The sequence below is a fragment of the gamma proteobacterium symbiont of Scutellera amethystina genome, assembly GCF_059730845.1.
The window spans coordinates 1,856,373-1,869,665 of sequence record NZ_AP035935.1 but is presented as its reverse complement, the minus strand read 5'-3'; the positions used below and the strand labels follow the sequence as shown (position 1 = coordinate 1,869,665).

Genomic DNA, 13,293 nt, shown 5'->3' with positions numbered 1-13,293 from the left:
TTATTGGCTATTTGCTATTGGTAATTGACCATCACTTCACTGCTCACCACCCGCAGGCCGGGCGGCAACGCGCCCTGCCCCTGAAAGCCGAAAGCCAGATGCAGCGTTTCATCGGCTGCCACGTTGGCGAGACCGCGTGTGCTGCCGCTGGCGCCGTCCAGCTCCACGCAGCGCTGGCTGGCGCACAGCCGCACCACCAGACCAGATGGCGCCGGGCGGCTCAGCGTGTAGCGCCAGTTCACCAGCGAAATAGTCCCTGGAGCCGCCGAGGGCGCTTTGAGCGCCGGCGACAGCAGCCAGTTGCCGCGCACGCCAAGGCTCGGGCCGCTGGCGCTGGCCTGCCACGCACCGCTGGCGGCTTTGCCCGTTAGCGGCAGCGCCAGCAGCGCTGCCAGCAGCCATGAGAGCGTCACGCCGCGCATTATTTGCCGCCTATGGTAGCAGTCATGCGGATCTGCCGGTTATCGGTCAGCTCCATATTGGACAGCACCACCAGCTGCGGCAGGTTGCGGCGCAGGAAGCGCGCCAGCAGCGCCCGCAGCGGATGGTTAACCAGCAGCACCGGCGGCGCACCGGTCATCTCCTGCTGCTGCAGCGCGGCCTGCGCCTGCATCAGCAGTCGATCGGCAAGACCCGGTTCCAGACCGCCACCACCCTGCAGCGCCTGCAATAGAAGACGTTCCAGTGTGGCATCCAGTCCAATCACCTGCACTTCGCCGTTGCCCGGGAACCACTGCTGGGTAATCGCGCGGCCCAGCGCGACGCGTACCACGCTGGTCAGTTCCTGCGGATCGTTCTGCACCGGCGCATGTTCGGCCAGCGTTTCGATAATGGTGCGCATGTCGCGGATCGAGACGCGCTCGGTCAGCAGATTTTGCAGCACTTTGTGCAGCGTGGTCAGGGTAATCACGCCCGGCACCAGATCTTCCGTCAGCTTTGGCATCTCCTGGGTGACGCGGTCCAGCAGCTGCTGCGCTTCCTGACGTCCAAACAGCTCGCTGGCGTACTGGCCGATCAGGTGATTAAGGTGGGTCGCCACCACGGTACTGGCTTCCACCACGGTGTAGCCCTGAATCTGTGCCTGCTCTTTCAGCGCGCTGTCGATCCAGATGGCCGCGAGGCCAAACGCCGGGTCAACCGTCGCTTCACCCGGCAGCGTGCCCGCCGCCGTGCCCGGATTGATCGCCATCCAGCGTCCCGGATAAGCATCGCCGCTGCCAATCTCCACGCCCTTCATCAGGATGCGATAGCGCGCCGGCGGCAGCTCCATGTTGTCACGAATGTGCACCACCGGTGGCAGGAAGCCAACCTCCTGCGCCACCTTTTTACGGATACTGCGGATACGCCCGAGCAGCTCGCCGTTTTGCAGATGATCGACCATCGGAATCAGACGATAGCCCACTTCCATGCCGAGCGAATCTTCCAGCTGGACGTCGGTCCACGAGGCTTCGACCGTGGCCGGCGTCTCCTGCGTTTTCACCACGCTGGAGGCTTCACTTTTCTTCTTCGGCTGCATTTCGCGGCCGCGCAGCCACCAGGCCAGGCCGAGCAGCGCCGCGGTGAACAGCAGGAACACAAAGTTCGGCATGCCGGGCACCAGGCCCAGCAGGCCAATCACGCCGGCGCTCAGCATCAGCACGCGCGGATTGTTAAACAGCTGGCCCACCATCTGTTCGCCGACGTCCTGATCGGTGCTGACGCGGGTAACGATGACACCGGCAGCGGTAGAGATCACCAGCGCCGGGATCTGCGCTACCAGGCCGTCACCGATGGTCAGCAGCGTATAGGTTTCCCCGGCGTGGCCGAGATCCATACCGTGCTGCACCACGCCCACCAGCAGGCCGCCGATCACGTTGATCACCATGATCAGGATGCCGGCGATGGCGTCGCCGCGCACAAACTTACTGGCACCGTCCATAGAGCCGTAGAAGTCCGCTTCCTGGGTCACTTCGGTGCGCCGGCGTTTGGCTTCGTCTTCACCAATCAGGCCGGCGTTCAAATCGGCATCGATCGCCATCTGCTTGCCGGGCATACCATCCAGCACGAAACGCGCGCCCACTTCGGCGATACGTCCGGCACCTTTGGTGATGACCATGAAGTTGATGATTACGAGGATGATGAACACCACGATACCAATGGCGAAATTACCGCCCACGAGGAAGTGACCAAAGGCTTCAACCACGCGCCCGGCGGCATCAGCCCCCGTATGCCCTTCCAGCAGGATGATACGCGTTGAGGCGACGTTCAGCGCCAGACGCAGCAGCGTTGAGAACAGCAAAATGGTCGGGAAGGCAGCGAATTCCAGCGTGCGCTGGGTGAACATCGCCACCAGCAGCACCATGATGGACAGCGCAATGTTGAAGGTAAACAGCAGGTCAAGGATGAACGCCGGCAGCGGCAATACCATCATCGACAGGATCAGCATGATCAGCACCGGACCAGCCAGCACCTGCCATTGCGTGTCTTTAAAATTGCCCGGTAAACGCAGCTTTTCGGCCAGATTAGCCATGGTTGGTGTTCTCTCCTGCAAAGTCCATCTCTGCCGGGACCGGCAGATGTTTTGGTTTGTTTGGAATCAGGCCGCCTTCGCGCTTCCAGCGTCGCAGCTGCCAGACCCACGCCAGCACTTCTGCCACGGCGGCATAGAGCGCGCCGGGAATAAACTGGCCAATTTCCGTATGACGATAGAGCGCACGCGCCAGCGGCGGCGCTTCCAGAATCGGTACGCGGTGCTCTTTTGCTATTTCACGAATGCGCAGGGCAATGTCACCGGCGCCTTTGGCAATCACTTTCGGCGCACTCATCTTGCCTTCCTGATACTGCAGCGCCACCGAGTAGTGCGTCGGGTTAGTCACGATGACGTCCGCCTTCGGCACGTCGGCCATCATGCGGCGGCGGGCGGCGGCACGCATCGCCTGGCGGATACGCCCTTTAACGTGCGGATCGCCCTCGTTCTGCTTGTGTTCATCGCGAATTTCCTGGCGCGTCATGCGCAGCTTTTTGAAGTAGCTGTAGAGCTGCCAGAACACATCAAAGCCAACCATCGGGATCAGACCCAGCATCACCAGCGCGCAGCTGATGGCGGTCATCGACAGGCCATGCTGCAGCGCATTCACCGGCGATTCGCTCATCAGACGCAGCATCTCCTGCCAGTGACTCCACAGATACCAGCCAGCCACCAGCGCCACCAGCACCGCTTTGAGGATCGCCTTCACCAGTTCCGCCCACGTCTGACCGGAGAACATGCGCGCAATGCCCGGTAACGGGTTGAGCTTTTTGAAATCGAATTTGATGGATTTTCCGCTGATGTTGATTCCGCCCAGAATCATCGGCGCGGCGATGGCAACGATCACCAGCCCGGCCATCAGCGGCAGCAGCGCGATCACCGCCTGCATCACCAGGTTGCCGATGTGCGAGACGATAATTTTATCGTCGTTGACCATGCCGTGGTCAAAGCGGAAGCCGGTGGCCACCATGCTGGCCAGCCGTTGCGCCATATTGTGGCCGCCCAGCCAGATGATCAGCAGCCCGGCCAGCAGCATCAGTACCGAAGTCAGCTCGCGCGAACGCGGAATCTGCCCCTCCTGCCGTGCTTTCTCAAGTCGGTGGGGGGTGGGCGATTCTGTTTTGTCCTCGTTGCTTTCTTCAGCCACGACATACCTCAGCTGGCAGGAATTCTGAGCTTAGGATGCCAAAACCCTTCGGGTCTAAAGCGCGGATTAAGCGAGAAAAAGATGGGTTTATTTAGCCATAAGTGAAATCAGGCCCTGCGCTAACCTGGTGCGGGCCAATCACCAGCGCACGGTTCCGCGACCTTTGCTGCGCAATACGGGTTAAGTGGCGCAGCCAAGCAAAAGCCGTGCCGGACTGGCTGGGTTAATGACGCGGCTGCGCCCGGAAATTCCGAAAATCATAAAATTGTTTCGCCGCGCAATCTTTTTTTATCTGAAAAAATAGATAAATCTTATTTACCAATTCCCCCAAGCACCATCAGGGGGCAAATGTCGCGCCGCACGCCAGCCGCGCTTGCTTACGCAAATAAATTAATGCAGCTTATCTATCGTCCCAGCCAGAACGATCGCGGCGTGCCGTTAAGGCGTTTTTTCGCCCGGTAGCACGGGATTTGCCGCGGTGCAATGGTTTGAATTCTCAAAAGTCTTAGGTAGACTTAAGTCAGCACTATCTTTCTGTAATTTGACTGTTTTTTAGTGGCCTTCTCACTGCATAATCTGCCCGCCCGCTGAGTGCGTGCCGGATACAACTCTGCAGCGATACTGATGAAAATTTGAGGATCATGGTGAATAAGAGTCTCTTGCTAACGCTGCTGGCGGCTTTAACGCTGGCGGGATGTAAAGCGCCTCCACCGCCCGTGACGGATGACACCCTGGTCACCAGCGAAGTGAACGGCGTAAAACTGGTTCATCGTCATGCAGTGGCAGCACCCGGTGAATTCACCCCGGTGAATGAGAGCTTTCGCGCGCTATATGCCGCCTCTGTGATGACCCTGCCGGATTACGGCGGCAAAGTGGTGCGTTATCTGGATAACGCCCAAACCTTTGAGGTGCTGGGTCGCGTCGAGCACAACTGGCTGGCGATTGCAGAAGAACCCAGCGGTCAGCTGATTGGCTATGTGCCCCCCAAAGCTGGCGTGGAGAGCAGCCGCTATGACGCCACGCTGCGCAGCGACCGGCCGCGTCCCCGTCGTACTAAACAGGTCTGCGTGGCCGTGGGCGGCGCCAGTAAAGCATGCCGCACCAATGATACCGCGACCTGGATCTTAGACTGATGATGCAATCCGGCGCATATTGCCCGCAGCACACCGCTGCTTTGCGGGCTAACCGTTCCGTTATTGCCAGGATAATCGAGATTTAATGACTCAGGACTCCCTTGTCCGCGATGGCATTGTCGCGGGCAACGATAACCTTTTGCTGAATGCCGCAGCCCCGATTCTGAATGCCGTCGTGCGTATACGGCAGGCGGCGACGCACGACGATCCCGCCGGCCTGCGTCAGCTACTGATTGAAGAGATCCGCCAGTTCGAGCAACGCTGCAAGCAGGCGGGTTTGCCGTTTGAGATGATCATCGGCGCACGCTACTGCCTGTGTAGCGTGCTGGACGAAGCGGCGGCGCAAACCCCATGGGGCACGCGCGGCGTCTGGTCCGGCAATGGCATGCTGGTAACCTTTCATAACGAAAGCTGGGGCGGCGAAAAAGTGTTCCAGCTGCTGTCGCGCGTGTCGCAAAGCCCGCAGCAGCATTTATGGCTGCTGGAAGTGATTCACTACTGCCTGCTGCTGGGCTACGAAGGGCGCTATCGCGGCAGCGACAGCGGACGCGCACAGTGTGAAGGCATCCGTAAACGGCTGGCGCAGCTGATTGCTGAAACCCGCCCGGCACCACCACCGCGCGCGCCGCTGGTGGAAGTGCATCCGCTGGTCAGCACTCTGACACGGCCGATGGTGCCACTGTGGGCCTGCGTCACGCTGGCTACGCTGATTGCCTGTCTGATCTACAGCGGGCTCAACTGGCGGCTGGGCAATGCGGCCGAACCGCTGCTGCGCGCCATCTATCAAACCCCGCTGCCGCAAATCATGCCGGGGCGCCGCCCCACCTCACCGCAGGCGCTGCTCGATCTGCATCAGCGTCTTAACGACGTAATTGCCGCAGGCCAGCTGGAAGTGAGCGACGGTGCCTTTGGCAGTAAAGTGATCATTCCTGCGGACAAGCTGTTTGCGCCGGACGGTACCGTAGTGAACCAGGTTGGCCGCGCGCTGCTGGCGCACGTGGCCAGCGCGATGAAGACGGTAAAAGGCACGGTGCTGGTATCGGTCTATACCGATAATCGTCCGGTGGATGGCCGTTTCGCCTCCAGCTATGAATTCTCCTTCGCCCGCGCCCGTGCCGTTACGCAACTGCTGAATACGCAGCTGGTGGACGGTCACAGCGTTAAAGCCGAAGGCCGCGGCGACAGCAATCCGCTCTTACCCAATGACAGCAATGAAAACCGCGCCCGCAATCGCCGGGTGGAGATCACCCTGTTTGCGGCACCGGAAACCCTCGGCAACCATCAGGGAGGCCAGTGATGCGCGCATCACTCCAACATCTGTTAACCCATCGCCTGCTGTGGGGCCTGATTGGCGTCACGGCACTGAGCTGCGTGCTGTGGATGCTCGGTCCGCTGTGGAGCTGGGGTGACACCCGCCCACTGGAGCCGGTATTCCCGCGCCAGCTGGCGGTCGGCCTGCTCTATTTCTGCTGGGTGCTGTTCCAGTTTATTCCCGCCATCTGGCGCGGCTGGTTTAACAGCAAGCTGCTCAATCGCCTGCAGGAGATGAGCCACGAAGAAGCGTCCGATCGCCAGGCGACCGAGACGCTGCTGACCCAGCGCTTCAGCGAAGCGGCGCTGCGGCTGAAACGCACCCAGTTTGGTCGCCGACATCAGAAAAGCTGGCTGGCGCGTTTTCAGAGTCACTATCTGTATCAGCTGCCGTGGTACGTGATGATTGGCGCGCCCGGCGCCGGTAAAACCACCGCGCTGCTGAATGCTGGCCTGGAGTTTCCGTTAACCGACAGCCTCGGCAAAGAGGCGGTACGCGGTGTCGGCGGCACGCGTCACTGCGACTGGTGGTTCACCGACAGCGCAGTCTTAATCGACACTGCGGGCCGTTACGCACTGCAGGAGAGCCAGCGCGCGCGCGACGGCGCCGAGTGGCATAACTTCATAAAACTGCTTAAGCGCTACCGCACGCGCCAGCCGATCAACGGCGTGATCATGACCATCAGCGTGGCCGACCTGCTGACCGATTCCGCCGAGGCACGTCACGCCCAGGCCAGCGCGCTGCGCAGCCGCATGGTCGAGCTGCATCAGCAAACCGGCATTCATTTCCCGGTGTATGTGATGGTCACCAAAACCGACCTGCTGAAAGGGTTTATGAGCTTTTACGGCAACCTGAGTAAGCCGCAGCGCGAAGCCATCTGGGGCTTCACCTTCCCGTGGGAACCGGGCAAGCCGCATAAAGATGACTGGCACCGCAGCTTTAGCGAGCGCTTTCAGCAGCTGGAGCAGCGTCTGCAGCAGCAGCTGGCCGACGTGATGGCCGGCGAGCGCGATCTCACCCAGCGTGCCGACAGCTTTCTGTTCCCGCAGGAGTTCAGTTCGCTGCGTCCGTTACTCAACGAATATCTCGACGTGGTGTTTTCCCGCCATCAGGATGAGATTGCCTGGTCGGCGCGCGGCCTGTTCTTTACCAGCGGCACCCAGGAAGGCCTGCCGTTTGACCGCATCATGGGCGAACTCAACCGTAAGCTACAGCTGCCACATACCGGCGAGTCGAGCCTTGCCGCGTGGGACAGCGTTAACCGCAGCAATCCGATTCCGGGTACCAAAGGCCAGAGCTTCTTTATTCGCGACCTTTTAAGCGACCTGGTGTTCCGCGAAAGCGGCCTTGCCGGCAGCAACCGTCACTGGGAGTATCGTAACCGGCTGCTGCACTGGATCGGTTACGGCGCGCTCACCGGCGCGCTGGTGCTGCTCTCCGGTTTGTGGCTCACCAGCTACGTACAGAATCAGCGTTATCTCGATCAGGTCGCGGCGCGTATCGGGCCGATTACCGCGCAGAGTCAGCAGGTTATTCATCAGCCAGCCGATAATATTTTTGATCTGCTACCCTTCTTAAATAACCTGGTGAAACTGCCGCTGTCGGCGCATTTTTCTCTCGACAATCCACCGCTTACCATGCGCGCTGGACTGTATCGCGGTAACCAGGTGAGTGATGCCGCATGGGTGCTTTATCAAAATGCGCTTAAGTCTTTACTGCTGCCGCGCGTGGCCCAGCAAATTACCAACCTGCTGCGTGACGATCCCGGCACCGACAATGACTACAGCCGCAATGCGCTGCGCGCTTATCAGATGTTGTATCAGCCGCGTAACTACGACGGCGAATTTCTGCGCGGCTGGCTGATGCAAAATCTGCAGCGCACGCTGCCGGACAATGTCAGCGCGCGCGATCTGCAGCAGCTTGACTGGCACCTTAGCCAGCTGCTCGATCAGCAGATTCAGTCGTCACCTTATGCGCGCGACAATGCGCTGATGATGCGTAAGCTTGCGGAAAATCTGAAAAATGCCGGTCAGAATGGCCGTATGCTGGCGGTTGCGCCACACACCGTATCGCAGCGATTGACCGGACACAGTGAGTAATGGTGAGGTAACCATGGCGAGTTACACCGCGCCGGGCTGGTATGGCAAATTACCGGCCACCGGTGATTTTCTGCGCCAGCGGCTCAGTGAAGCCACGGTGACGCCGTGGAGCCACTGGTTTCAACAAGGCTTAATCCACTGGCATCAGCAGGAAGAGGCCAGTACGCAACAGTTTTTACGCGCGCCGGTATGGAATTTTGTCCTGCCGCTATCGCCGCTGCGCCAGAAGGTGCAGCTGGGCTGTCTGCTGCCCTCTTGCGATCGCGTCGGCCGTGCGTGGCCGCTGCTGGCGCTGCACAGCATTCCGCTCAGTGCATGGCATGCTTCACAGCTGGCGATTTCCGGCGACTGGTATCAGGAACTCGGCGCGCTGCTGTGGCAGGCGGTGCGCGATCGCCACAGCCCGGACGCGCTGGAGACGCAGATTCAGCAACTGGCTCCGCTGCTGCTGCCGGATAAGCAGCGCAGCGACATCATGGATGTGATTGGTTTTGACGATTTGCCCTGCACCCTGAGCTGGCGTGAAGTGGCCGACCGTTTTGATCCCCAACAGCACATTAGCTACTGGTGGAGTAATCGCAGTGACGGCTTTGCCCACGCCACGCATAAACACAGTGGCCCGCTCACCGCGCAACTTTTTTCGTTATTGTTTAACCCGGCGGCGGGTGCTCAGCCGGGACGTAATGGCCTCTATCCACCGATGTTTGAGTAGGCCAGTGCGCTTGCCTTGTTAACGGGATGACTCATGCAATTTACCATTGTGCAGTGCAATACGGATGTGCCCGCCAAAACCGTCGCGTTTAGCCCGCCTGGCGGGACCATCGGCCGCAGCCAGGATAACGACCTGGTGCTGCCCGACGAATCGCGCGCTATCTCGCGCCTGCAGGCGCTGGTGCACCTGTCGCCAGACGGCGAGTGCCGCCTGACCAACCAGGGCAGCGTCACTTCGGTGGTGCTGAACGGCGTGGCGCTGCAGCGCGGCTCGCAGGTGCGGCTGCGCCACGGCGATACGCTGCAGATTGGCGAATATGGCCTGGAAGTGCGCGACCCGGCGTGTCAGAACGCACCGCAGGATGATCCGCTGGCGTTTTTTGCTGACAGCGCCGCCGATCCGCTGGGTATGCAGCAGGACGAAAACGTGCCGGAACCGGAAGTCCTGCCGCAGAGCGACAGTCCGCGTCACGAACGCCGCCCGGACGCACGCCTGGCGATCGATCCGCAAAGCGATGCGCCCGTAGTGCCAGCCGTGCTGCCGGGCGCCGATCAGGACAAACTGATCGCCGCGCTGCTGGAAGGCATGGGCCTGAATAATGGTCACCAGACGCCGATCACCGAAGAGCAGATGCGCGTCACCGGCCGTATGCTCAGCCTGTTTTCGCAGGGTACGGTTGCCCTGCTCTCTTCGCGCTCCATCCTCAAGCGCGGCGTGAAAGCCGACATGACGATGATCCTTAACGAAGCCAATAACCCGTTTAAAATTCTGCCTTCCGGTAAAACCGTGCTGATGCAGATGTACCAGAGCCAGATGCCTGGCTTTATGCCACCGGAAGCAGCGGTGCGCGATGCGCTGGTGGATTTACAGGCGCATCAGCTGGGGATGATTGCCGGCATTCGCGCCATCATTGCCGCGATGCTGCAGTCGTTTAATCCGCAGCGTCTGGAAGAGGAAGCGCGCAAAGACGGCGTGCTGCCTAAGATGCCGTTTAGCGGCGGACGCAAAGCGGCGCTGTGGGACTATTTTCTCCGTCACTATCAGCGCACCGCGGGCGAGATTGAAGATGACTTCCACACCCTGTTTGGTGAAGCCTTTCTGCATGCCTACGACATGGAAGTGAATCAGTACAAAGATTCCCAGACGCGGACCGAAGACGCATGAAGATGAAGTTTGCCAGCCGCTGCCAGCAGGGTATGCGTGACGAAAACCAGGATCGCACCGGTGCCGAAGTCGATGAACAGAAAGCCTGTTTTCTGGTGTGCGACGGCGTGGCCGGTCTGCCCGGCGGCGATTATGCGGCCCAGCTGGTGCGCGATACCCTGCTGACGCAGCTGCAGCAAAACGACACGTTCACGCCGGAGAGTACACGCGCGGCGATAGAAAAGTGTCAGCAAACGCTGGTCAGCGCCCAGGGGAACAATCCGAATTTTTCGCGCATGAGCACCACCCTTGCCGCCCTGTTTATTGACCGCACAACGCAGCGCGCATGGTGGGCGCACGCTGGTGATAGCCGGGTTTATCACTTCCGCCACGGGGTGCTGCATCAGGTGACGCGTGACCACAGTCTGGCGCAGCAGCTGCGCGAAGCCGGCTATGAAAATACCGGCATTAACAGTAATTTACTTTATAATGCGCTGGGTATTGAGCCGGCCCGACCGACCACCTTCAGCGAGGTGATTGAGCTGACCGATGGTGACGCATTTCTGGTCTGTACCGACGGTTTCTGGCTCAACCTCACCACCGACGAAATGGAACAGGCACTGCGCATGGTGAACGCCTGCGAAGAGTGGCTGGCATTGATGGAACAGGCCGTAAACCGCAGTGTTAAAAGCGACAATCTCAGCGCTCTGGCAATCTGGATTGGCGAACCGCAGGACGCGACGCTGCTTTATTCCCAGGCTGATGCGGCACGTTTTCTGCCGTCACGTTATTGATTGCAAGGATCATTATGAAACTGTGGTTGCCGGGCATTGCCGCCCTGTTACTGGCCCTGAATGCACAGGCGGAAGATTACCGGGTGGTCTACTCGCCCAGCCTGTCGCTGGAAGTCTATATCGATAACGTTGCCAGTAATGCGCCCGACGACTGGTGTAAAGAGACGCTGCCGTTGCGCATCGTGTCCGGCAAAAGCAGCGACACCAGCATTCTTACCAGCTTCCTGCCGCGCGTCGGTACGCTGCTGGCGAACCAGTGCGGCCTGCTGGATGAGATCCCCTGGCAGATGACCAGCAAAGAGGGCAGCGTGCTGGCTAACGGCAGCGCGGCAAAACTGCAGAACTGGCGGCCGATCATCCTTAACGACGCGACCGCCAGCGCCAGCGCAAATACCGCGGCGCCGCTGGATTTATCGCGTCCGGCCGACAGCACGCCGCTGCAGCACTTCGCCCTGCCCGGCGGCTGCCATTTCCGTACCTGGTGGGATGAAAACGGCGGTTCGCTGTTTATCCCTGAGAACCCGCAGCAGCATTGCTCAACCGAGGGCTGGCTGGAAGGTCCGGCGGCGATGACGCTGCTGAGTGACGGCAAAACGCGCAGCCAGACGGTCAGCTTCCTGCAGGGTTATCCGATTGCCGACCTCACGCTGTCCGGCACGCCGCTGGACGTCGTGGCGGTGAATAAGCAGCGCATGATCGTGACAAGGCCCGACGCCAGTGACAGCTGGCTGGTGCTGCCGTTTGATGCACAGCAGCACCTCTGGCGCTTCAGCGGCACGCTGCTGATTAAAATGGACAAGAACGCCGGCAAGGATAGCGAGGCGGTAAAATCGCGGGTTGATAGCTTACGCGGCATCTGGTCGCCGCAGTTTATGCCACAGCAAAAAGTGACAGTGTTACTGATTGACACCCTGCACGCCGATCTGGCCGATCCGGCAATTGGTGCCTGGCGTAACATTAATTAATTAGCGGTTGTTGCCCGCCGTCACCGGCGTGACGGGGCGCTACAGGACGTGTTCAGAGAGCTCACTATGTCGGCAAACGAAAATCATACCCCCAATGCCCTGCCTGCGGGCTACCGGTTTAACGAGTTTGAAATCAAGGAAGTGATCGGCGGCGGCGGCTTTGGCATTGTCTACCGCGCCTGGGATCATCAGCTGGAACGCACCATCGCCATCAAAGAGTACATGCCGGTGTCGCTGGCAGTACGCGGCGCGGATCTGGCGCTGGAGCTGCGCGGCGAGCGCTTCCAGAAACTGTTCAATGCTGGACGCAACAGCTTTATTCAGGAGGCACGGCTGCTGGCGCGTTTCAATCATCCCGGTCTGCTGCACGTCCTGCGCTTCTGGGAAGAGAACGGCACGGCTTACATGGGCACGCTCTACTACAGCGGCATGACGCTGAAAGAGTGGCAGCTCACCAGCCCGGACAGCATTGACGAAGCGTGGATTCGCCGTCTGTTGCCGCCGCTGTTTGGTGCCATCAACACCATTCACACCGCCGGTTACCTGCATCGTGATATTTCGCTCGATAACATTCAGATTCAGGAAAACCAACTGCCGGTGCTGCTCGACTTTGGCTCGGCGCGCAAAGAGATTGGCAACCTGTCGGATGAAACCGAGATCATGCTCAAGCCGGGCTTCGCGCCGATTGAGCAGTACAGCGAAGAGGGAGAAGTCGAACAGGGACCGTGGACCGATATCTACGCGCTGGGCGCGGTGCTGCATACGCTGATCACCGGCCACGCGCCGCCGGTCAGCGTGGTGCGCTGCATTGAAGATAACTACCAGCCGCTGATGGAGCGCAAGCCTGAGGGGTATTCGCTGCCGCTGCTGCACGCGATCGACTGCGCGCTGGCGATGAAGCCGGAAGACCGTCCGCAGAGTATTGATGCTTTTGCCCGGCTGATCGATCTGCCGGTGAGCGATGTCGAAGCGCTGGTGACGACCTTCCCGGTGACCGCGGAGAGCCAGCCCGTGCCGGAGCCGGTAGCGGCCGTGCCGGAACCGCAGGTAATGGCGGTTAATCATGCCGCCGCCGCGATTGAACCGGTGACGCCGCGCAATGTGCGCCGTTTGTCGCCTGCCCTGCTCGCCGCCGCTGCCGTGGCGTTGCTTGCCGTGGTGGTCGTAGTGTGGAAAGCCAATCGCCCGAGCGACGCACCGCCGGTGGCGGCCAGCAGCGCCCCGGCGGCGACGCCAATAGCGGGCAGCGCGCCCGCCAGCAGCGCGCCAACCATGGCGACGGTTTATCTGCAGTTACAGGCAGGGGAAAATATCGTGCTGAACGGTGAAGCGAAGGATGTGAAACCCGCCAGCAGCGGTTTCGCCTCGCTGAATCTGGCGGCAGGCAGCTATCGTATTGAAGTGCATCACGGCAGCCAGGTGCGCAGCCAGATGCTGACGATTAACCAGCCGGGCACCTGGCTGATTAATCCGGGTAATTGA

Annotated in this window: 11 protein-coding genes; 8 read left to right on the top strand and 3 right to left on the bottom strand. The window is 60.3% G+C overall.

The window, feature by feature from the left end; translation table 11 throughout:
* Positions 1–14: 14 nt before the first annotated feature.
* Genes flhE through flhB form a run of 3 tightly spaced genes read right to left on the bottom strand, consistent with a single transcriptional unit; the run spans position 15 to position 3,653 of the window.
* The gene (flhE, locus tag AC6I79_RS08590) at positions 15–422 is read right to left on the bottom strand and encodes a flagellar protein FlhE (protein WP_104188954.1); all 408 of its coding nucleotides are present in this window, start codon (positions 420–422) and stop codon (positions 15–17) included.
* The gene (gene flhA, locus AC6I79_RS08585) at positions 422–2,509 is read right to left on the bottom strand and encodes a flagellar biosynthesis protein FlhA (protein ID WP_498027695.1); all 2,088 of its coding nucleotides are present in this window, start codon (positions 2,507–2,509) and stop codon (positions 422–424) included. Before flhA ends, flhE begins: the two co-directional genes overlap by 1 nt.
* Complete coding sequence (flhB, locus tag AC6I79_RS08580) at positions 2,502–3,653, bottom strand: flagellar biosynthesis protein FlhB (protein WP_021509953.1); 1,152 nt, start codon at positions 3,651–3,653, stop codon at positions 2,502–2,504. Before flhB ends, flhA begins: the two co-directional genes overlap by 8 nt.
* A 641-nt stretch (positions 3,654–4,294) precedes the next feature.
* Here flhB and AC6I79_RS08575 point away from each other — a divergent pair.
* The 8 genes from AC6I79_RS08575 (at position 4,295) to AC6I79_RS08540 (ending at position 13,293) form a co-directional block, all read left to right on the top strand.
* A complete protein-coding gene (locus AC6I79_RS08575) occupies positions 4,295–4,786 on the top strand; it encodes a hypothetical protein (protein ID WP_021509952.1) in 492 nt (163 codons plus the stop codon).
* Between the two features lie 85 nt (positions 4,787–4,871).
* A complete protein-coding gene (icmH, locus tag AC6I79_RS08570) occupies positions 4,872–6,083 on the top strand; it encodes a type IVB secretion system protein IcmH/DotU (protein WP_498027694.1) in 1,212 nt (403 codons plus the stop codon).
* A complete protein-coding gene (gene tssM, locus AC6I79_RS08565; protein WP_498027693.1) occupies positions 6,083–8,197 on the top strand; it encodes a type VI secretion system membrane subunit TssM in 2,115 nt (704 codons plus the stop codon). The genes icmH and tssM overlap by 1 nt, the downstream gene beginning before the upstream one ends.
* 13 nt (positions 8,198–8,210) lie before the next feature.
* Positions 8,211–8,909 carry a type VI secretion system-associated protein TagF gene (gene tagF, locus AC6I79_RS08560; protein WP_125310406.1) on the top strand — a complete coding sequence of 233 codons (699 nt, stop codon included), beginning with the start codon at positions 8,211–8,213 and terminating at the stop codon, positions 8,907–8,909.
* A gap of 33 nt (positions 8,910–8,942) precedes the next feature.
* The gene (gene tagH, locus AC6I79_RS08555) at positions 8,943–10,073 is read left to right on the top strand and encodes a type VI secretion system-associated FHA domain protein TagH (protein ID WP_125310408.1); all 1,131 of its coding nucleotides are present in this window, start codon (positions 8,943–8,945) and stop codon (positions 10,071–10,073) included.
* Positions 10,070–10,846, top strand: a complete 777-nt coding sequence (locus AC6I79_RS08550) for a PP2C family protein-serine/threonine phosphatase (RefSeq protein ID WP_125310409.1) — start codon at positions 10,070–10,072, stop codon at positions 10,844–10,846. The genes tagH and AC6I79_RS08550 overlap by 4 nt, the downstream gene beginning before the upstream one ends.
* A 14-nt stretch (positions 10,847–10,860) precedes the next feature.
* Positions 10,861–11,811 (top strand): hypothetical protein, encoded by a 951-nt coding sequence (locus tag AC6I79_RS08545; RefSeq protein ID WP_125310411.1) that lies wholly within the window; start codon positions 10,861–10,863, stop codon positions 11,809–11,811.
* 66 nt (positions 11,812–11,877) lie between these two features.
* Positions 11,878–13,293 carry a serine/threonine protein kinase gene (locus tag AC6I79_RS08540; RefSeq protein WP_498027692.1) on the top strand — a complete coding sequence of 472 codons (1,416 nt, stop codon included), beginning with the start codon at positions 11,878–11,880 and terminating at the stop codon, positions 13,291–13,293.

Coding starts and splice junctions, on each gene's coding strand:
- flhE (WP_104188954.1), bottom strand. CDS start 422: ATGCGCGGCGTGACGCTCTCATGGCTGCTGGCAGCGCTGCTGGCGCTG.
- flhA (WP_498027695.1), bottom strand. CDS start 2,509: ATGGCTAATCTGGCCGAAAAGCTGCGTTTACCGGGCAATTTTAAAGAC.
- AC6I79_RS08575 (WP_021509952.1), top strand. CDS start 4,295: ATGGTGAATAAGAGTCTCTTGCTAACGCTGCTGGCGGCTTTAACGCTG.
- icmH (WP_498027694.1), top strand. CDS start 4,872: ATGACTCAGGACTCCCTTGTCCGCGATGGCATTGTCGCGGGCAACGAT.
- tssM (WP_498027693.1), top strand. CDS start 6,083: ATGCGCGCATCACTCCAACATCTGTTAACCCATCGCCTGCTGTGGGGC.
- tagF (WP_125310406.1), top strand. CDS start 8,211: ATGGCGAGTTACACCGCGCCGGGCTGGTATGGCAAATTACCGGCCACC.
- tagH (WP_125310408.1), top strand. CDS start 8,943: ATGCAATTTACCATTGTGCAGTGCAATACGGATGTGCCCGCCAAAACC.
- AC6I79_RS08550 (WP_125310409.1), top strand. CDS start 10,070: ATGAAGATGAAGTTTGCCAGCCGCTGCCAGCAGGGTATGCGTGACGAA.
- AC6I79_RS08545 (WP_125310411.1), top strand. CDS start 10,861: ATGAAACTGTGGTTGCCGGGCATTGCCGCCCTGTTACTGGCCCTGAAT.
- AC6I79_RS08540 (WP_498027692.1), top strand. CDS start 11,878: ATGTCGGCAAACGAAAATCATACCCCCAATGCCCTGCCTGCGGGCTAC.